This is a genomic window from Bacillus pretiosus (genome assembly GCF_052947655.1).
Genome location: NZ_CM129593.1, coordinates 1,451,266 through 1,471,832, shown reverse-complemented (window position 1 = coordinate 1,471,832; position 20,567 = coordinate 1,451,266). Strand labels below are relative to the sequence as shown.

Annotated in this window: 23 protein-coding genes; all 23 read right to left on the bottom strand. The window is 36.2% G+C overall.

All coding sequences use genetic code 11. From position 1 onward, the window contains the following. Positions 1-101: 101 nt before the first annotated feature. The 23 genes from lit to der all read right to left on the bottom strand — a co-directional run bounded on the left by lit (position 102) and on the right by der (position 20,482). Positions 102-788, bottom strand: coding sequence for a lipoprotein intramolecular transacylase Lit (lit, locus tag ACU8YW_RS07730; RefSeq protein WP_088062705.1), 687 nt, complete (start codon positions 786-788; stop codon positions 102-104). A 17-nt stretch (positions 789-805) separates the two neighbouring features. Beyond that, on the bottom strand, positions 806-1,396 hold the full coding sequence (gene lhaT / locus ACU8YW_RS07725; protein WP_097907594.1) for a lipoprotein heptaprenylglyceryl N-acetyltransferase LhaT: 591 nt from the start codon (positions 1,394-1,396) through the stop codon (positions 806-808). 121 nt (positions 1,397-1,517) lie between these two features. Then, positions 1,518-2,285, bottom strand: coding sequence for a menaquinol-cytochrome c reductase cytochrome b/c subunit (gene qcrC, locus ACU8YW_RS07720; protein WP_000554601.1), 768 nt, complete (start codon positions 2,283-2,285; stop codon positions 1,518-1,520). A 43-nt stretch (positions 2,286-2,328) separates the two neighbouring features. Next, entirely contained in the window at positions 2,329-3,003 is a 675-nt protein-coding gene (qcrB, locus tag ACU8YW_RS07715) for a menaquinol-cytochrome c reductase cytochrome b subunit (protein WP_000932700.1), read from the bottom strand. Then, positions 3,004-3,516, bottom strand: a complete 513-nt coding sequence (gene qcrA / locus ACU8YW_RS07710; protein WP_001290419.1) for a menaquinol-cytochrome c reductase iron-sulfur subunit — start codon at positions 3,514-3,516, stop codon at positions 3,004-3,006. It abuts the gene before it with no gap. Positions 3,517-3,659: 143 nt separating this feature from the next. Then, positions 3,660-4,115: a YpiF family protein gene (locus ACU8YW_RS07705; protein ID WP_048543535.1), complete on the bottom strand. Its 456-nt coding sequence runs from the start codon at positions 4,113-4,115 to the stop codon at positions 3,660-3,662. Between the two features lie 155 nt (positions 4,116-4,270). Then, positions 4,271-4,807 (bottom strand): ReoY family proteolytic degradation factor, encoded by a 537-nt coding sequence (locus tag ACU8YW_RS07700; protein WP_001095922.1) that lies wholly within the window; start codon positions 4,805-4,807, stop codon positions 4,271-4,273. A gap of 73 nt (positions 4,808-4,880) precedes the next feature. Further along, positions 4,881-6,143, bottom strand: coding sequence for a tetratricopeptide repeat protein (locus tag ACU8YW_RS07695; RefSeq protein ID WP_088062701.1), 1,263 nt, complete (start codon positions 6,141-6,143; stop codon positions 4,881-4,883). 350 nt (positions 6,144-6,493) lie between these two features. After that, complete coding sequence (gene hisC, locus ACU8YW_RS07690; RefSeq protein WP_088062699.1) at positions 6,494-7,606, bottom strand: histidinol-phosphate transaminase; 1,113 nt, start codon at positions 7,604-7,606, stop codon at positions 6,494-6,496. 120 nt (positions 7,607-7,726) lie between these two features. Then, positions 7,727-8,812 carry a 3-dehydroquinate synthase gene (aroB, locus tag ACU8YW_RS07685; RefSeq protein ID WP_088062697.1) on the bottom strand — a complete coding sequence of 362 codons (1,086 nt, stop codon included), beginning with the start codon at positions 8,810-8,812 and terminating at the stop codon, positions 7,727-7,729. Next, on the bottom strand, positions 8,812-9,984 hold the full coding sequence (gene aroC, locus ACU8YW_RS07680) for a chorismate synthase (protein WP_087985544.1): 1,173 nt from the start codon (positions 9,982-9,984) through the stop codon (positions 8,812-8,814). The genes aroB and aroC overlap by 1 nt, the downstream gene beginning before the upstream one ends. Before the next feature lie 273 nt (positions 9,985-10,257). Continuing rightward, on the bottom strand, positions 10,258-10,704 hold the full coding sequence (gene ndk, locus ACU8YW_RS07675) for a nucleoside-diphosphate kinase (RefSeq protein ID WP_000415885.1): 447 nt from the start codon (positions 10,702-10,704) through the stop codon (positions 10,258-10,260). Between the two features lie 124 nt (positions 10,705-10,828). Next, entirely contained in the window at positions 10,829-11,791 is a 963-nt protein-coding gene (gene hepT / locus ACU8YW_RS07670) for a heptaprenyl diphosphate synthase component II (protein WP_000776075.1), read from the bottom strand. 38 nt (positions 11,792-11,829) lie between these two features. Next, entirely contained in the window at positions 11,830-12,543 is a 714-nt protein-coding gene (menG, locus tag ACU8YW_RS07665; protein WP_088062695.1) for a 2-heptaprenyl-1,4-naphthoquinone methyltransferase, read from the bottom strand. 29 nt (positions 12,544-12,572) lie between these two features. Continuing rightward, positions 12,573-13,322 (bottom strand): heptaprenyl diphosphate synthase component 1, encoded by a 750-nt coding sequence (locus tag ACU8YW_RS07660; RefSeq protein ID WP_141542766.1) that lies wholly within the window; start codon positions 13,320-13,322, stop codon positions 12,573-12,575. A 211-nt stretch (positions 13,323-13,533) separates the two neighbouring features. Next, positions 13,534-14,103 (bottom strand): GTP cyclohydrolase I FolE, encoded by a 570-nt coding sequence (gene folE / locus ACU8YW_RS07655; RefSeq protein ID WP_001151478.1) that lies wholly within the window; start codon positions 14,101-14,103, stop codon positions 13,534-13,536. 120 nt (positions 14,104-14,223) lie between these two features. Then, entirely contained in the window at positions 14,224-14,496 is a 273-nt protein-coding gene (hbs, locus tag ACU8YW_RS07650) for a non-specific DNA-binding protein Hbs (RefSeq protein ID WP_001043860.1), read from the bottom strand. Positions 14,497-14,794: 298 nt separating this feature from the next. Then, entirely contained in the window at positions 14,795-16,273 is a 1,479-nt protein-coding gene (gene spoIVA, locus ACU8YW_RS07645; protein WP_000416519.1) for a stage IV sporulation protein A, read from the bottom strand. A gap of 242 nt (positions 16,274-16,515) precedes the next feature. Then, complete coding sequence (locus tag ACU8YW_RS07640; RefSeq protein WP_262719588.1) at positions 16,516-17,229, bottom strand: YphF family lipoprotein; 714 nt, start codon at positions 17,227-17,229, stop codon at positions 16,516-16,518. Positions 17,230-17,293: 64 nt separating this feature from the next. Then, positions 17,294-17,497, bottom strand: a complete 204-nt coding sequence (locus ACU8YW_RS07635; protein ID WP_001288995.1) for a DUF2768 domain-containing protein — start codon at positions 17,495-17,497, stop codon at positions 17,294-17,296. A 266-nt stretch (positions 17,498-17,763) separates the two neighbouring features. Beyond that, complete coding sequence (locus tag ACU8YW_RS07630) at positions 17,764-18,015, bottom strand: stage VI sporulation protein F (RefSeq protein WP_000369753.1); 252 nt, start codon at positions 18,013-18,015, stop codon at positions 17,764-17,766. A 115-nt stretch (positions 18,016-18,130) separates the two neighbouring features. Continuing rightward, a complete protein-coding gene (locus tag ACU8YW_RS07625; protein ID WP_088062692.1) occupies positions 18,131-19,153 on the bottom strand; it encodes an NAD(P)H-dependent glycerol-3-phosphate dehydrogenase in 1,023 nt (340 codons plus the stop codon). Positions 19,154-19,171: 18 nt separating this feature from the next. Next, positions 19,172-20,482, bottom strand: a complete 1,311-nt coding sequence (gene der, locus ACU8YW_RS07620; protein ID WP_001125888.1) for a ribosome biogenesis GTPase Der — start codon at positions 20,480-20,482, stop codon at positions 19,172-19,174. Positions 20,483-20,567: the final 85 nt, after the last annotated feature.

Here is a 20,567-nt window from a genome sequence, read left to right as displayed (position 1 = left end):
CCCCCCTATAACTACTAGTACAAAATATGTTAATTTGGACAAGAATAGAACAGAACTGGACCGAAAAATATATTATCATTTTACAAACAAAAAAATTCTCTTTAAACAGAGAATTTTTCCTTTGAAACCCTTTTCTTTTTTACGAAATATCTATACAAACTGTAACAAATTATGCTGCCGCATAAAATAAATAATAAAATAGCACACGCAGCATGCATAAAGAATTCTTCTGGTAACATTAATATAATTGGATCCGTTTCAATATCAAACATCCAATAATCATTACTGAATAAAAGTTTATGGAATAATACAAAACTCTTTTCAAAATTAATAGCGATCGGTAACATGAGCGCGATCGGTAAGATAATTGTTAAAATTGATCCGTGCAGTAAAAACTTTTCATTTTTCTTTTTTAATAAATAAATCCCGCCTATTATTGCAATCATAATTGTCGCATACATCACATATTGAATTTTCACTAAAATATTTTTAACATCTACAAAATGAATACGGCCATTTGTGGACATATCTAATGTTGGAAACTGTAATGCTCCGTCATAAAACGGAGATAAATATGTGATAAGCACATCATAATTTCTTTTAATATCATCCTTCGTCATATCCGCTAAGTCTGGAATGTTTAAAAAATCAATTTCAAAATAATATAGCCATTTTCCGTACACCACCACCGTTGTTGCGAGTGCAAATATAGAAAATGCTATGCTATATGAAACAACTATCGTAATCAATCGATCCAATATTTTTGTACGACTCTTATTCTTCTTCATTTTCTCCCCCTAAATGTTCATAAAGAAAACTGTTTTCGGTTCTCACGTAAGCAATAATAATATGTAACACAAAGCACTGCGATACTTAGCCAGAACGTAAAATAACCAATTTCTCCTACAAACAAATGCATAATTCCATATCTCGGCATTTGCCAAAATAAATAATCAATTGCATCATTATGTAATGTCCATATAGCTGCTACCGCAAAATGCCATTTTTTTATACGGTAAAACGGCGCATATAGCACTGCTTGTACTGCCATCGCAAAATGCGAAAGCATTAACATATACCCCATAAGACCAATAGGACCTTTTACATAGATCATAATTGCATTTACAACAACAGCCCATATACCATATTTCATTAAAGTAACAATCGCTAGCGCCTCTATTAATCCCCAATTTCTCTTTCTTAAAAAAGCAATTAAAACAAAGACAAAAAAGAGACTTGCCATCGGGCTATCGGGTACAAACGGCCAAAATATAGGTGAGGTTTCTTTTAATTGATTTCCATACCATATAAATCCGTATATTGTACCTAATATGTTAACAACTAATAAAAATAATAATATAGAGCGTTGTCTTAACATTGCATACAAATAAACCAAGCTGTATGTCCAACACCTTTCAAACAAAGTCATTCTTTCCTCAAACTCTACTCTATTATATAGTAAACTTTCTTTCATCAAAATAAAAAGCTGACTACAAATTTTTGTAGTCAGCTTTTTATTATTTTTTATTATACTTTGCAACGAATTCCGAAAGTTTCTTCAGTTCCTCATCTGTACCTTTAAATACCCCTTTAGGCATTGAACCTTTTCCATCTTTCGCAATTTTAGCAATTTCTTCTGGCTTTAAAGTTAAGTTTTGCAGTGCAGGCGCTGCTGCCCCGCCCTGTAAATTGTCACCGTGACACGTTAAACAAGTATTTTTTTGCATTAATTTATAGCCGTCATCATTTTTATCAACTGGTGCTGTTTTTACAATTGCTCCTTGTTTTTTTGCAGCTTCCCAGTCGTGGTGTGCTACAGATTCCCAAGTTAAAAAGATAATCGATGCAATTGCTAAAAGCATAAATCCAGTTGCTACAGGACGCTTCAATGGGCGTCTTTCTGGGCCTCGGTCAAGAAATGGAGCTAACAATAATGCGCCAAACGCAATCCCTGGCATAATAAACGCTCCAATTACAGTAAATGAACCAGAAGCATAAGAATACTTTAATAACTGATACAAGAATAAGAAATACCAATCTGGAAGTGGTATATATCCGGCATCAGTTGGATCTGCCATTCTCTCAAGTGGTGACGGATGCGCCACTGTTAAACATAAATAACCGATTAAAAAAACTGCACCAACCATCCATTCTTTTAACAAGAAGTTCGGCCAAAACGCTTCTGTTTTTCCTGGGTATTCAGAATAGTCTTTTGGAATATTTGGTTTCCGAGCTACTGGTACCCGAGAATCTCCTACAAACTTCATCCCTTTGCCTCGATGCATAATCTCCCTCCTTTAGTTCTTTCCCCTTTAATTTAGCAATCTCTTATAGCGGACCGGAAATACCTTGTTTGCGAATCATGATGAAGTGGAAGGCCATTAAACCTAGAAGTGCTGCTGGTAAGAAGAAGACGTGAATAGCAAAGAAGCGAGTTAATGTTTGAGCGCCAACAATTTCGGAATGACCAGCGAGTAATGTTTTAATATAAGGACCAATGAGCGGCGTTTGCTCTGCAATTTGAATCCCTACTTTCGTAGCAAATAATGCTTTCATATCCCACGGTAATAAATATCCGGTAAAACCAAGACCTAACATAACAAAGAAAATAAGAACACCAACAATCCAGTTTAACTCACGAGGCTTTTTATACGCACCCTGGAAGAAAACTCTAAGTGTATGTAAAAACATCATTACAATGACGAGACTAGCGCCCCAGTGGTGCATACCACGAACAATTTGCCCATATGCAACTTCATTTTGTAAATAATAAACCGATTCCCAAGCATTTTTAATATCAGGCACATAATACATCGTCAAAAACATTCCTGATAAAATTTGAATTACAGTAACGAAAAAGGTAAGTCCTCCAAAGCAATAAACGAATGCAGAAAAGTGATGTGCCGGGTTTACATGTTCAGGTACTTCATGATCAGCGATATCACGCCATATTGGTGTAATATCTAACCTTTCATCTACCCAATCATAAATTTTATTTAGCATCTACTTTGCACCCCCTTTTGGCTTCGCTTTGCCTAAATACAGCGTTCCATCTTTTACTTTGGACTCGTATACATCAAGCGGAGCAAGGGGCGGCGTGCCTTTAATGTTCATCCCGTCTTTTGTGTAACGGCCCCCGTGACATGGACAAAAGAATTGATTCGGATGTGCTTTGTCCGAATTCCAGTTAACTGTACATCCTAAATGTTTACATACTGGAGAGAACGCAACAATGTCTCCGCTTTCATCTTTATGAACCCAAGCTGATTTTGGCTCTTCGGACTTGTACCAACCATCAACCTGCTTCACCTTAAAGTCGAAACGTTTCGGCTCTGTTGTAATATCCTTTACTTGTGCAACAGCAACCATATCCGTTCCCGCTTCTTTTCTTAACACCGGATCAAGCGCAAATCGCGTCATCGGCATTAAAATACCCGCTGCCATAAAGCCTCCTACCCCTGTAAGGGTGTAATTTAAAAACTGTCTTCTTGATACACGATGTTCTTTCTCGCTCACGAAAATTTCCCCCCTCTATCAGAAATTGTCCCCTCGTGATAAATTATATAAAAAATAAAAACTAGGACACTATCATGATATAATACGCTTAGGTACAGGTCAATATCATACTACTCATAATAATAAGAACTTTCTGTTTATTACTACTTTCCCCATTTTTCTTCTAACATCACCATTATATTTTTTATATGTGCATGAATAACTTCTCTTTTCGCTTGATCACTAAATTGTTCTAACGCTAATGAAGGAAACCAAAATAAATCTCCTTGTAACTCTTGCATATCTTCTTTCCATGAAAAATCACTTGTAACATAAGCAATATGCTTAAAACCTTGCTTTTGCAAATGATTTGTCCATTCTTGCAAACGACCTTTTTCATTTTTTTGACTTTCTACTAAATACGTAAATGCAGGTAGTAAAAGTACTCTTCCTTTATATTCTCTTTCCAACTCCATACTCAACAATTCGATAAATTCACCTTGTTCTACTACCATTTTCATTTCTTTTGCTGCCGAAATTGATAAAAGTGGTATAACACCAGTATCTACATAATCTCTTGCTTGCTCAAACTGCTCCACATCTTTTACACTCCATTTCAAATGTCTTCCCTCCCTTCATTTTCAAATGACAGAACTTTCACTTTATATATATTAAACCATACTAAAAGAGGTAAAAAAAGAAAAACTACCTATATTAAGGTAGTTTTTCTTAAAAAAGTCTGAAATTTGTAAAATTTTATGAATCCAAATGAATTCTATAACATCTTTAACTCAGCTGTTAACTTATGAAACGCTTCCTTATCTTGCTTATCCAGCGCTTCATCAATTTGTTTCAAAAGACGTTCTCTTCTAAAAGAAAATACACTTTCTTCTAAAAATCTTTCTGCAAGTAAACGATCTTTTTCATTTACTTCAATATGCTTTGGTAAATACGGGTTTTCTTCTAATACAGCTACATAATTGGCATTTTGAAACGATGATTTAAAATTGAGTTGAATATAAATATCTTCATCTCGATTTAAACGAATATCATGAAACGATTTTTCAGCATCTGTTGTCATAACATTTTGTTTAAAAAAGTGAAATGGTGTGTCTTTCACACAATTCGCGGACATCACTAAACCACGCGGACAATATTTTGCATGCTCTACGAAGTGGACTTTATGCATCAATTGGTCATGACTCATTAAATAATTCAAAATCCATACACATTCACGCTGTTTCAGTTGGTAATTATTCAAAAACCATTTTACAAAATCCTTCTTCTCGTTTACAGAAACAGGGGTATTCATAGCAATTAAGTCCCTCCTCTGTCTTTCTCTTTTCTTTTTAGATTCAAGAAGCGGTATTCAGTTTCCTTCCAACTTATGAAAAATCCTCTAAATTATATAACAATTCTTCAATATGAATTTGTGTCGGGTCTAGTTGTATTAACTGAGTAAATACTTCTTTCGCCTCTTTTCGCATACCTTCTTCCAATAAGAAATAACCGTACTCTTCCAAGAAGTCTGGATGATTCTTAAAAGAAGTATATGCACTTTCATAGTGTTTTAATGCATCCGAATACATTTCTAATTGTTTTTTTGCAAACGCAAGATCCCAAAGTAGTTGTGTATCTGGTTCTCCGCTGTCAATCGCACGCTCTACAACTGCAATTAACTCTTCATATTTTTCTTGTTCTTTTAAGATATACGCATATTTTAATATCGCACCTAAATGTCCTGGATCTAACTCAAGCGCTTTTTGAAGCACTTCCTCTGCTTCCGCTATTCTTCCTAATTTCGCCGCAATGTTCGCTAATTCTACATAAAATGGTACAGAAAGCTCATCTACTTTAATTCCTTCTTGAAGTGTTTCATAGCTTTCTTGAAGCATTCCTTCTTTTTCATAGCTTTTCGCCAAATACATGTACAGCGATGCATACTCCGGATCTAATTCTTTTAGTTCTTGCCAAGCACCAATTGCTCTTTGATATTCTTCACCTTGGTATAATGTGAAGGCATATCCAAATAATGAGTGGATATCTTTTTGTTCCTCTAAACCTGCTTCATAGTAAGAGATCGCTTCTTCCCAATTTCCAATCGCACTTAACGTTTCTGCGAGGCGAAGTGCAATGACAACACCACCCATGACTTTATGTTCTGCTAATAGCGACTCATAATGAGTGATTGCCTTTTGTTCTTCACCTTTACTACTATATAACTCTGCTAATCCAAACGTAATAACAGGTTCGTCAGGCATCATTTCTTTCGCCTTTAATAGTTTTTGTTCTGCTACATCATCGAAACCTTGCATTTGGAATAAATCTGCAACAAGTAATAACGATTGAACATATAAGTCATCATTTTCTGGAATATCATGAAGCACTTCAATCGCTTCATCTTCTTTGTCTAGATCAATATATAATTCTGCTAAAAATACAGTGAATTCACTTTCTTCCGGATACAATAAACGCAAGTCTTCTGTAATAGCTAACGCTTCATCCGTAAATCCAAGTGTATGATAATAGCGAGCGATATCATACTTCTCTTCATCATTCGCAATTTTTAATTGTTCTTTTAATAATTGTAATCCTTTTTCCGCTTCACCATTTTCAATATATGAAACAGCTTGTTCAAACTTTTGCATAAACGTCTCCTTTAATTCTAACAAATATTATTTTCTGTTCATTTACCCCGATTGGTGCGGGCTAATAATCAGTGAGGGGATGAGCATCCCCTCACTGATTAAAGTTTCACTTTATCATAAGCAACTAGGTGTACGAACGCAACCTTTAGAATGAGCATACTTCATCTTGTACTTTCACTGACAACGATTCAAACATGACACCGATACCGCATTACTACTTTCTATTGTACCGTTTTCTTTCATTACCGTGCAAATAACTTCCCTTATTAATTATTAACACGCACGGATCAAGCTTTACAGGCCTTCATTTAAATAAAAAAGACTCCTATATTAGGAGCCTTCACAAACTCTTAAGAGTATGTTTCTTCTTTCTTTACTTGCTCGTTTACAAGCTCTTTCAATAATTCTATAATTTCATCATTTTCTTCTTTCAAACCGACAGTAATACGAATACCATCATGTATACCAAATGCAGCACCAGAACGAACAATATATCCTTTCTTCATTAATCGTTCGAAAGCCTCATTACCAGGAATACCGAGTTTTAAGAAAATGAAATTTGTTTGAGATGGATAATAGAATACGTTATATTCCTTACAAAATGCGTAATATTGATTTAATCCTTCTTCATTTTTTTTCACACATTCTTGTAAAAATACTTGATCTTCTAATGCAGCGAGTGCTACAGCCTGCGCTACAGTCGATGTATTAAATGGTAACCTTGCTACTTCTAGCTGCCCGATTAAATTCGCATTACCAACCGCATATCCGATACGGAAAGCAGCTAAACCATATGCTTTTGAAAACGTGCGTAAAACCATAAGATTTTCATACTGTTCAAGAAGTGGTAATGTTTGCGGATAGTCTTCTGCCCCCGCATATTCATAATATGCTTCGTCCATAATAACGAGCGCTGACTTAGGAACTGATTCTAAAAATGAAAGTAAATTTTGTTTCTCTACATATGTACCTGTCGGATTATTCGGGTTACAAATCCATACAATCTTCGTTTTATCATCTACTTGCTGTAACATCGCATCTAAATCGTGAATGCCATCTTTAAGTGGTACTTCACGAACTTCTGCTTCTTCAATAACAGCATGGTGATGGTATTGCGAGAATGTTGGATTCGCCATTACAACATTTGTTCCTTCATGTAGTAATGCACGACTAATCATTTGAATGACTTCATCTAATCCACTACCAAATAACAGTTGTTCTGCTTTGACACCTAACTGCTCTGCTACTTTTGTCCGAAGTTCAAATGCATATCCATCTGGATAAAGAGCGTATTGACTCGCTAAAGAAGTTAATGCTTCTGTTACGCGTGCTGAGCAACCGAATGGATTTTCGTTCGATGCTAATTTCACAATTTTTGATAATCCATATTCCCTTTTTACTTCTTCAATATTTTTCCCAGGTACATATGCTCTCAAAGTTAACAATTGCTCTTTCACTCTCATTTTTCTTCCCCCAGTCGTTTTATTCAATTCAATTACAATAAGGTTGTAATTTCTCACTGTAATCGTTTATCTTAACCGTCACTATTACGAGGATACCTTTAAACAAGCACTTCTTAGCTCTTAAACCATATCCTTTTGAAATGCCTCTAACGCAATATGAACAGTCTCATCTGGAATAGATACGACATTCACTACCCCATATTCCTGCATTAACACCATATGAATTGCTCCAGCGTTCGCTTTCTTATCTTGTTTCATCAATTGAACGAGACGCTCTACACTCAAATCACTTGGCATTTTTGGATATCCGTACTTTAAGAACCACTGCTTCATCTCTTCATAAGAAAGATTAACCTTGTACACTTGCTCACTTAAAAACAAGGCAAATAACATTCCAACCGCTACTCCGTCACCGTGAGTAATATTTCCATATCCTAGTTCTTTTTCAAGAGCATGGCCTAACGTATGTCCAAAGTTCAAATGAGCACGTACACCTTTTTCTGTTTCATCTTGCGATACAATGTTTGCCTTTACAGGAATTGCCTTCGTTAATATATGGATTAACTTCTCATCACGAAGATCCGCTAATGTTTGCACTTCTTCTTTTAACCAATGATACAGCTTTACATCACCAATAAGAGCATGTTTTATCACTTCTGCATAACCTGAACGCCACTCTTTTTCAGGAAGTGACTGTAAAAACGGCGTATGATATACAACTACTTCCGGTTGATGGAATGCACCGATCATATTTTTACCTAACGGATGATTGATCGCTACTTTCCCACCCACTGCGCTATCGTGAGCTAATAAAGTCGTTGGAACTTGAACGAAGCGAATTCCACGCATAAACGATGCAGCAACAAAACCAGCTAAATCTCCAATCATCCCGCCTCCAAGTGCAATAATTAAAGAATTTCTATCTAATTTATTTTCAAGAGCTGACGTATGAGCCGCATAGAAATTTTCAAAAGACTTCTCTTTTTCGCCACTCGGTACGACAAATGAAAATACTTTTTGCTTTATTTGCAACGCGTCTACAACTGTCTGTAAATGTAAAGACGCAACAGCTTCATCTGAAATGATCATGATGTTTGACACAGATGGCTGCATGTTTTGAACAATCGTTGTCAACTTTGACAACGATTGTTTTCCTACATGTACATCATATTCTTTTGATTTCGTTTGAATATGTATGTTTCCCATTAAAATCCCCTCGCATATTCATTATGTTTCTCAATATTTTCACGAATAAGGTCCATACGATCTAATCCGAATTGTTCTATTAAAGCTGTCGCTAATTCCCAAGCCACAACCGCTTCTGCAACGACACTAGCTGCTGGCACAGCACAACTATCTGAACGTTCAATACTTGCTGTAAAAGGCTCTTTCGTATCAATATCTATACTTTGAAGAGGTTTATATAGTGTAGGGATCGGTTTCATCACACCGCGCACAACAATTGGCATTCCAGTCGTCATACCGCCTTCTAATCCACCTGCATTATTTGTTCTTCGTGTATATCCATGTTCCTCATTCCACAGAATTTCATCATGAACTTCACTTCCCGGTCTATGCGCTGCTTCAAAACCAATTCCAATCTCGACACCTTTAAAAGCATTAATGCTCATAATTGCAGCTGCTAATTTTGCATCCAGTTTTCGATCATAATGCACATAGCTACCGACCCCAATTGGCATTCCTTCCACAATCACTTCAACGATTCCACCTATTGAATCACCATTTGCTTTCGCATCATCAATTGCTTTCATCATTTGGTTACCTGCTGCTTCATCTAAGCAACGTACAGGTGATGCTTCTGTAATACTTTTTAATTCTTCAATTGAACTATAGGTAAATTCCTGAGCCTGTACACCGCCAATTTCAATTACATGGCCCGCCACTGTAATACCAAGTTCTGCTAACACTTTTTTAGCAACCGCACCAGCAGCAACACGCACTGTCGTTTCGCGTGCTGAAGAACGCTCCAGTACATTTCTCATATCTCTATGACCATATTTAATCGCACCATTTAAATCAGCATGCCCAGGTCTTGGTTTTGTTACTTTCCTTTTCATTTCTTTTTCTTCTTGTTCCGTTAAAGGCTCTGCGCCCATAATTTTTGTCCAATGTGCAAAATCACGATTTTCAACAACAAGTGCAATTGGAGAACCTAATGTCTCTCCATGTCTAACACCACTTACAATTTGCACTTGATCTGTTTCAATTTGCATGCGTCTACCACGCCCATGCCCCTTTTGCCTTCTAGCTAACTCTTCATTTATATCATCCGCTACTAAAGGCAGTCCTGCCGGAACACCTTCTATAATCGTTGTAAGTTGTGGACCATGAGATTCACCAGCTGTAATATATCGCATACGTTATTCCTCTTTTCGTATATGTATTTATCCCGCTATATTAAGCAATGATATTATCTTTCCTTACTCTAAAAATATGAAAGAAATTATATATTTGATCAGCCATTCGCTTATTCTCCGATAGGCCTTTTACTTTACATATCAATATATCATAACAGCTCTAACTTCGTAACTAATTGAAACAAAAAAAGTGCAAGAAGAATACCCCTATTCTCCTTGCACTTTCTACTATTATCACAGTGATTAAAGCGTTTACAAATTATTTCAAAATAATTAGTAAATCCATTCATTCATTAATTTTGAGTAGTCAACTAATTCTTCTTCCTTAAAGAAAATAGCAATCTCGCGCTCTGCACTTTCTAACGAATCAGAACCATGGATAATGTTTTTCGCAACAGTTACACCGAAATCTCCACGAATTGTTCCAGGAGCTGCTTCATGTGGTCTTGTTTTACCCATCATGTTACGAGCTGTATCTACTACGCCTTCACCTTGCCATACCATTGCGAATACAGGTCCAGATGTAATAAAGTCTACTAATTCACCAAAGAAAGGTTTCTCTGTGTGCTCAGCATAGTGTTGTCCAGCAATTTCCGGAGTGACTTGCATTAATTTTGCACCAACTAATTGAAAGCCTTTTTTCTCAAAACGAGCTACGATTTCCCCAATGAAGGCACGTTGTACACCGTCTGGTTTTACCATTAGAAATGTTTTTTCCATAAAAAATCTCTCCACTTCTGAATTATGTATGTAATTGTATATCCCCACACACATATTAACACCCTTATCACAATTGCGCAATAGTTTTGAAATAGAGAGATTATTTTATTTTTTAGAAAAAACACTAAAATTTTCGTTTCCCAATATACTTTGCTACATTTTGTAATGCATACTTCGCTTGTCCACGCGGAAGTGGTTTTATGATTTCTAATGCTTTATGTAAATAACGTTCACTAAACGCAAATGCTTGATCAATAGCGTCACTATTTTTTACAGCCTCAATAATTCCTTTCATTTCGTCCGCTGTTGTATTTTCATGTACAGATGTGATTTTCTTACGAAGCACGGGATCTTCCATAGCGTATAGGGCAGGAAGCGTAATATTCCCTTGTAACAAATCACCACCAGCAGGTTTTCCAAGCTTCTCTTCTGTGGAAACGAAGTCTAAAATATCATCAATAATTTGATACGACATTCCTACAAAATACCCATACCAAAATAGTCGATTTACCGTATCACGATTAGCGCCAGCAGCAATTGCTCCTAGTTGACAACTCGCAGCAATTAATAAGGCTGTTTTTCGCTTTATTCTTCTTAAATACGTTCGTAAATTTTGGTCATAATTGTACTTATCTTTAATTTGTTCAATTTCACCTTTACACACTTCTAAAATGGTATGCGATAGCGCCTGATGCGCCTCTGGAATTTCGATATTTGTTATACATTCAAGAGACTTAGCGAACAAATAGTCCCCTGTATACATTGCAATACGATCTCCCCATTTCGCATTCACAGTTGCACTACCACGTCGTAAAAATGCAGCATCAATAACATCATCGTGAACAAGAGAAGCCATATGAATAAGTTCTAACGCAACAGCTACATGTTTAATTGCATCTAACTTATAATCTCCAAATTTTCCCGCAAGCAACACAAATACAGGACGAATTCGCTTCCCACCAGCTTCAATAAGTTGTAATGCCGCCTCTTCTACCAATGGCTGTTCAGAAGCAACTGTCTTTTTTAATTCTTTTTCTATCACATTAATATCCGATCGTAAAAAAGAGTACATAAGTTGTAACTTCATATTGTTCACCTTAACCTAAAACTTCTTTTTTCTTTTTTCTATTTTGATTCTGGTTTCATACCTAAGTGCATCGCTGCTACCCCAAAAGTAAACGGCTTCACTTGTACACGTTCAAGTCCAGCTTTTTCGAACATATGAGCCAATTCTTTCATACCTGGGAATGTACTAGCAGATTCTTGCAGCCATGAATATTCTTTAAAACTTTTCGCAAATAACTTTCCAAATAAAGGCATGATATATTTAAAGTATAAAATATACCCTTGTCGAAAACCAATCATTGTTGGTTGAGATGTTTCTAAACAAATCACTTTTCCACCTGGTTTTACTACACGCGTCATTTCTTTTAATACGTGCATATAATCCGGTACGTTACGTAAACCAAATCCAATCGTTACATAATCAAATGTGTTATCTTCAAATGGAAGTTCCATTGCATTCCCGTGTAAAAGTTCTACTTGTTTTAATTGTAACGCCTCTACCTTTTGCTTACCGACAGATAACATATTTTCACTGAAGTCTACACCAACAACCTCGCCCTGTTCACCTACCGCTCCAGCTAGCGCAATTGTCCAGTCCGCTGTCCCGCAGCATACATCAAGAGCTTTGCTACCTGGTTTTACATCCATAATGCGCATCGTCTCTTTACGCCACGCTTTATGTCTTTGAAAACTAATGACAGAATTCATCACATCGTATTTATCAGAGATTTTCTCAAATACATCATGTACTCTTTCTTCTTTTGATTGTTGCATGCTCGTACCTTCTTCCAATGTAAAATTGCTTATGTCTTCGATTTATCTCTTAACACAGAGTTTATTTCGCTTATATCTGTGTGGTTTTCCAAATATTGATTTTCTTTCTTTCTGAGTTCCATCATCCATCCATGAATAACTGTTTCTACCTCCGCTTTATCCTTCATAATCCCTTGAACTGCTTGAAAAACAGGTGAATGTTGTTTATCAGCGTGCAGTTCATATTCTTTTTGAAGACGGTTTTTTCCTAGTACATACGTTATAAACGGCTTCCAATGCGATAAATGAAAATGATCACATGTTTTTTGCAAGAGTGCAGACTCAATCGTTACTACACTTTCCATTATGTCATCCATCGTTTCATGCGCTTTTTGATATAACATTATTTTGTGTTCATTAATTTCTTTAATTCCTTCAGCAAGCGCACGAATTAAAACAATATCACAATTCATAGACAGTAAGTAATAATATAACCCACTATAGTAATCACCAGCAAGCACTGTTAACTGGCGACGTTTATGCGATTCATTTGCTTCTTCCCCTGCTTTATTTGATACTCTTTCATGTGTATCAAGTGCAATTTGCACAAGCATAATCGTTACTACATAATGCTCAATTTGTTCTATATGTAAATTTTCACTTTTTAAAGCACCATATAACAATGCTATTTTTTCTTCATCAATAAATGGTTCTTCAATATAGTTTATAAAATAAGGATGGCGTAATTTCTCCATCAATTTCTCTCTTATACCCGCATACCCTCCGTAGATGTCACACACAAAAATCACCCTTGTTTTCTAATTCATAAAACTTATTATAACACATACATTCTATTTTCTATAACCAAAACTTGGCTACTCTTTCCAAACTTCCACCGAACTAAATAACATCTTCCATTCTTTTTAGTAGTCTTTCTATTCTCACTCTGCCTTGCTAAAACTATATCATTTATTTACATAAAAAAAAAGAAAAGCAGTTTCCTACTTTTCTTTACTTTGTTTTAATAAAAGATAAAATTTCACTACGTGCCGCTGCATCATTTTCTAACACACCACGTACTGCTGTTGTTACAGTTTTCGCGCCCGGCTTTTTCACACCACGCATCGTCATGCACATATGTTCCGCTTCTACTACTACCATTACACCATGCGGTTCTAGTACTTCCATAATAGAGTTCGCTACTGTTGATGTAATACGTTCTTGCAGTTGTGGACGACGTGCAATTGTATCTACAGTTCGAGCTAATTTACTTAACCCTGTCACTTTTCCGCCTTGCGGAATATATGCAACGTGAGCAACTCCATAGAATGGAACTAAATGATGCTCACACATCGAATAAAACGGTATATCTTTTACTAGTACAAGCTCCTCGTGATCTTCTCCGAACACTTTATGCAAATGTTCTTTCGGATCTTCATGCATACCCGCGAACACTTCTGCGTACATTTTTGCCACACGCTTTGGTGTATCAAGTACTCCCTCACGATTTGGGTCATCTCCGATTGCCTCTAAAATAAGGCGTACTGCATGTTCAATTTGTTCTAAATTAACTTTTGCCATCCGCTAGCCCTCCCGAAAACCTAAAAGTGATACGAACACATTCTAGCATATTTATGTTTTTAAAAGCAAAAAGAAGAGTTCCCAAAAAGGAAACTCTTCTTCCCTGTTAATATGTAAGGATTATTTAACCGCATCTTTTAACGCTTTACCAGGTTTGAATGCAGGTACTTTACTTGCAGCGATTTCAATCTCCTCACCTGTTTGTGGGTTACGACCTTTACGAGCCGCACGCTCACGAACTTCGAAGTTACCGAATCCGATCAGTTGTACTTTATCACCTTGTTTTAAAGCTTCTAAGATAGAATCAAAAACAGCGTCTACTGCTTTTGTTGCGTCCTTTTTAGAAAGGGAACTTGCTTCTGCAACAGCATTGATTAAATCTGTCTTGTTCATGCCATTCACCTCCTCCCAAAGATAAGACTGTATAATGATCATAAAATGAGTCTTACTTTCATTTGTAGGCAATTTTTACAAATTCTATACTACAAAGATGTAGATAAATCATTATCAACGCCTATATTATACGATTCTCCTTTATAATTCAATATTTTTAAGGAAATTGTTACTCTTAAAATGTGAAAATCTGATGAAACTTGACAATTTACAACAATATATTAGATAATAACTGTTTATTTTGCTATTCTATACGCGAAAATCAAAAAAATCCCTCTACGATGAGAGGGATTTTTTCTTATAATATAATCGCAATTAATCCGCCAGATCCTTCATTAATAATTCTTTCTAGCGTTTCTTTTAATTTATATCTTGCATTTTCTGGCATTAAAGATAGTTTCGCTTGAATGCCTTCTCGAACAATAGAGCTAAGTGAACGTCCGAATATATCAGAATTCCAAATTGATAATGGGTCATCTTCAAAATCCTGCATTAAATAACGAACTAATTCTTCACTTTGCTTTTCAGTACCAATAATTGGCTCAAACGTTGACTCCACATCTACTTTAATCATATGAATAGACGGAGCTACAGCTTTTAGTTTCACACCAAACCTTGAACCGTGACGAATAATTTCTGGCTCATCTAAGCTCATGTCAGCTAACGCAGGCGCTGCTACACCATATCCTGTTTGCTTTACCATACGCAGGGCATCCGCCACTTGATCGTATTCTATTTTCGCATGAGATAAATCGAGCATAAGCTTTAATAAATGATCTTTCCCTCGAATTTCTACTCCTACTACTTCTTTTAAAATTTGATCATATAATTCATCTGGTGCATATAAATCAATCTCTGCTACACCTTGCCCCATATCAATGCCAGCTAAGCTCGCTCGATCAATAAATTCATACTGACTAAACTGCCAAACGACACGGTCCACATCACGAAGACGTTTTATATCCTTCACAGTCTCTTGAACAGCTTCTTGATAACTTTGGCGTAACCAATGCCCTTCATTTAACACCATCACCCAGCTCGGAAGGTTAACATTCACTTCTAAAACCGGGAACTCAAATAAAGCCTCTCGAAGCACATTGTACACATCTGTTTCCCTTAAACTTTCTACACTCATCGCAATGACTGGGATATCATATTCTTCAGATAAACTTTGGCGCAATTGCTCTGTATCTGGATGATACGGCTGTACAGTGTTAATGATCATAATGAAAGGTTTTCCGACTTCTTTTAACTCATTTACTACGCGTTCTTCTGCCTCTATATAATCTCTTCTTGGAATTTCACCAATCGTTCCATCTGTTGTAATTACAACACCAATTGTGGAATGTTCTTGAATTACTTTACGTGTTCCGATTTCTGCAGCTTCATGGAATGGAATAGGTTCTTCATACCAAGGAGTATTAATCATGCGCGGGCCATTCTCATCTTCATAGCCTTTTGCTCCTGGAACCGTATATCCAACGCAATCTACCAATCGAATATTCACTTCAAGACCTTCATCTACTTCGATAGAAACCGCTTGGTTTGGAACAAACTTCGGTTCCGTCGTCATGATTGTACGACCAGCAGCACTTTGAGGCAGTTCATCCTGCGCCCTTTGACGGTCAGACTCATTCTCAATATTAGGAATAACTACAAGTTCCATAAATTTTTTAATAAATGTTGATTTCCCTGTTCGAACAGCTCCTACAACTCCAAAATAAATATCACCGCCTGTGCGTTCCGCAATATCTTTAAAAATATCTACCTTTTCCAAGTGATTCCCTCCCTCAATATTTTTGGGAATAATTCCACATTTATAGTCAACTAATACCTTCTCTAACGTTGCCTATAATATCTGATATAATATAATGGTATTCTAGAAGTTCGGACAATATATCATATAATTTTGTCCAATTTCATATGACTATTAAAAAATACCTTTTGTTTGCATCGCAAGTTGTGTAACATAAAAAACCTTTCTTCTAGAACTTATTCACTAAAAGAAAGGTTCATGACTTATGATTTTAAAAAAATTGGTTCTCCATTCTTTACCGTATACGGTAAAGAATACGCAGGTACAAATGGAGAATCTTTCAAAAGTATATTCCGAATATCTTCCCCTTCCTTAAATTGCCCTTCATTTTTTTTCAACGCTTCATATAAGTCGATTCGATAATCAACATAAATTTCTCCCTTTTCATTGATTACAAAAGGAAGCCCTTTACCAGAATACGGACTTGTCACTTGCGGCACATCTTTATATCCTAGTTTTTTGAAATCTAATTCATATACACCATCTGAAATTACCTTTTTAAAAGGCGGATATTGATGTTCATCCCGATACATCCTAAGCTTTAATGATAATTCCTGGATTTGTTCAGCCATCCTAACATCAATTAACTTTACTGTCGGATTTGTTTCAACGTCTATTAATACGTATTGGTATACTCCTCCGCTTTCATACGCATTTCCTGGCGCCTCCTGTATGTAACGCGGAGCAATCTTTTGAAAATCGATTGGATACTTTTGATAAATAGGCGTACTCATATCCCGCGTCTTAATTGGCAATATCCCCTCATTTTGCTCCTTAAATGTCACTACAGCTTTTTGAACAACCTGTATCTGATCTTCATAAGGAACGGCATTTTGTTTCATATTTTCTTTCGGATACAGACATCCTGTTAAAAGGCTCATACAACAAAATATTAAAATAATATGGACTTTTTTCACTAGCAATCACCTTTTCATACTAATATAACTTGCTCCGTATGTAGCATTTTCGAGACCATTCCCTTTACTGCTGTACAGGTCCACTAAATACAACAAGAAAAATAACAATTCCTGACACAATCATAAGGGTGTACGCTACTAACGCTGTAATCCCTTTCAAAAATTTATTCTTTATTTTGTATCTACTTAGTAAAATAAAACTTACTGCAAAAAACATAAATCCAATTGCTCCTAAAGCAAACCACATTTTTATGAGCCCTTCTGACATATACACACCCCTTTTTATTAATCTATTTTTATACTATTTTAACAAATTAAAATCTTTAAACAAATACAAAAAGAACATTTTACTACAAATTAAGAATATATAACTTTAATCAACAGGTTTTTTCGCATCTTCCACTAATCTAAATAAAAATAAAACCGAAGCGAGTGTATCTCTCGCTTCGGTTGACCAAATATGCCCAAAACAGCTCTATTCCCATACTTTCATAGCTATCATATGCAATCTACAAACTCTTTGTTTCTTATATCTTATTTTTTAAACATTTTGCTTAACGAACCAAAATCAGCGGGCATATTATTGTTAATAATCGCTTTTACAATTTGATCCTCTTGTTCTTTCGGCACTTCACGTCCTGCCATAAGAGCCACTTGATGAATCAATTGACGAAGCACAGTTTCATCACGTAAATTCGCATTCTGTACAGATGATGCTAATTTAAAAATGTCTTCTTTATTCACTTTCGCTTCTTTTTCAATGTTATTAAAAATGTTATTATCCATTCTTTTCACCCTCTCCTCAAGTTACTCTTCATCCTATGCAAAATTAAAAAAATGGTGAAAAGACCCATAAAAATAAAAAGCGACAGAAGTACAAATGTACTTCTGTCGCTTTTCTTTAAAGTAAGTCAGGTATAGCTTCCACTTCATGTTTTCGAACACGTCCCATTAATGAGCCTACTGCATCTTTCACATTATTCCCATTGAATAGCACGTCATATAAAGCAGCTGTAATCGGCATTTCAACTTCCATTTTCTCTGCTAATTCGTGAGCAGCTTTCGTTGTTCTTACACCTTCTACAACCATACCCATGCTTTCTAACACCTCTTCTAAAGAGTGTCCTTTTCCAAGCATATTTCCAGCGCGCCAATTTCGGCTATGAACACTTGTACAAGTTACAATTAAGTCTCCCATACCAGTTAGACCAGCAAACGTTAATGGATTTCCGCCCATTTTTCTTCCTAAACGAGCAATCTCCGTTAAACCACGTGTCATTAATGCCGCTTTCGCATTATCACCTAATCCAAGTCCATCAGTTATCCCAGCAGCTAATGCGATAATATTTTTTAACGCACCACCAAGCTCAACTCCAACGATATCTGGATTTGTGTATACACGGAAGTAACTATTCATAAACAAATCTTGTACTTCCTCAGCCGCTTCCATACGCTTTGCTGCAGACGTAACAGTTGTCGCTTGACGTAAACCAACTTCTTCAGCATGACTCGGTCCAGATAGTACAACAACATCTTTAATCAAGTCCTCTGGAATTTCTTCCTCAATCACTTCCGAAATACGTTTTGATGTACCAGGTTCAATCCCTTTACTTGCATGAATCCAAGTAGTCGGACCTGCTACATATTTCTTCATATCTTGTAATACCTCTCTATACGCTTTCGTTGGTACTACAAGAAGTACTACATTTACATCTACTAATGCTTCTTCTAAAGAAGAGTAGGCTGCGATTGTGCTTGGCAATGTAATTCCTGGAAGGTATCGACTATTCTCATGTGTTGTATTAATCTCATCCATAAGTTCAGAACGATTTCCCCAAATACGTACATCATGTCCATTGTCAGCTAATACCATCGCTAACGCTGTTCCCCAGCTACCTGCTCCAACTACTGTGATTTTTGTCATAAAATCACATCCTCTCCATTAGTCTCTTGCTCTAGCGATAATGTGAATCGGCGTTCCTACAAAACCGAACGCTTCACGTAAACGATTCTTTAAGAAGCGCTCATATGAAAAGTGCATTAATTCTGTATCGTTTACAAATATAACAAATGTTGGTGGTTTTACCGCAACCTGTGTCGCATAGAAGATTTTCAGACGGCTACCATTATGAGTTGGTGTTGGATTCATCGCTACCGCATCCATAATTACATCATTTAATACGTTCGTTTGAATACGGATACTATGGCTTTCATTTACTTCATTAATAACTGGTAATAATGTTTGTGTACGCTTTTTCGTTTTCGCAGATAAGAATACAATCGGCGCGTACTCTAAAAATTGGAAATGAGCACGGATGTTTTCTTCAAATGCTTTCATTGTTTTTTCATCTTTTTTCACTGCATCCCATTTGTTTACGACGATAATAACAGCACGTCCTGAATCATGAGCATATCCAGCAATTTTTTTATCCTGTTCAATAATTCCTTCTTCTCCGTCTAAAACGACTAAAACAACGTCAGAACGTTCAATCGCTCTAAGTGCACGAAGTACACTATACTTTTCTGTGCTTTCGTATACTTTCCCTTTTTTACGCATACCAGCTGTATCGATGATTACATAATCTTGACCATCTTTACTATATGGTGTATCAACAGCATCACGTGTCGTTCCCGCTATATTACTTACAATTACACGTTCTTGACCAAGAAGTGCATTTACAAGTGATGATTTCCCTACATTTGGACGTCCAATTAAAGAGAAACGGATTGTTTCATCATCATACGCTTCTTCTTCAATCTTTGGAAAATGATTTGCAGCTTCATCTAACAAATCACCAAGTCCTAAACCGTGTGTACCTGAAATCGGGAATGGCTCGCCAAATCCTAATGCATAAAAATCATAAATATCACTACGCATTTCTGGATTATCAACCTTATTTACCGCAAGTACAATTGGTTTTTTAGAACGATATAAAATTTTAGCAACTTCTTCATCTGCTGCAGTTACACCATCGCGACCATTCGTCATAAAAATGATAACATCTGCTTCATCAATCGCTACTTCCGCTTGTTGACGAATTTGTGTCAAGAACGGCTCGTCTCCAATATCAATTCCACCTGTATCAATAATGTTAAATTCATGATTTAACCATTCTCCCGCACTATAAATACGGTCTCGCGTTATACCTGGTATATCTTCTACGATTGAAACTCTTTCTCCAACAATTCTATTGAAAATAGTAGATTTTCCTACGTTCGGGCGGCCTACTATTGCTATTACTGGTTTCGGCATATACTTTCATCCTTTCAACTTGCTTCTGTTTATTATGTAAAAAACCCTTCTTTGTGCAAGAAGGGATTTGCATTCCAGAATATTT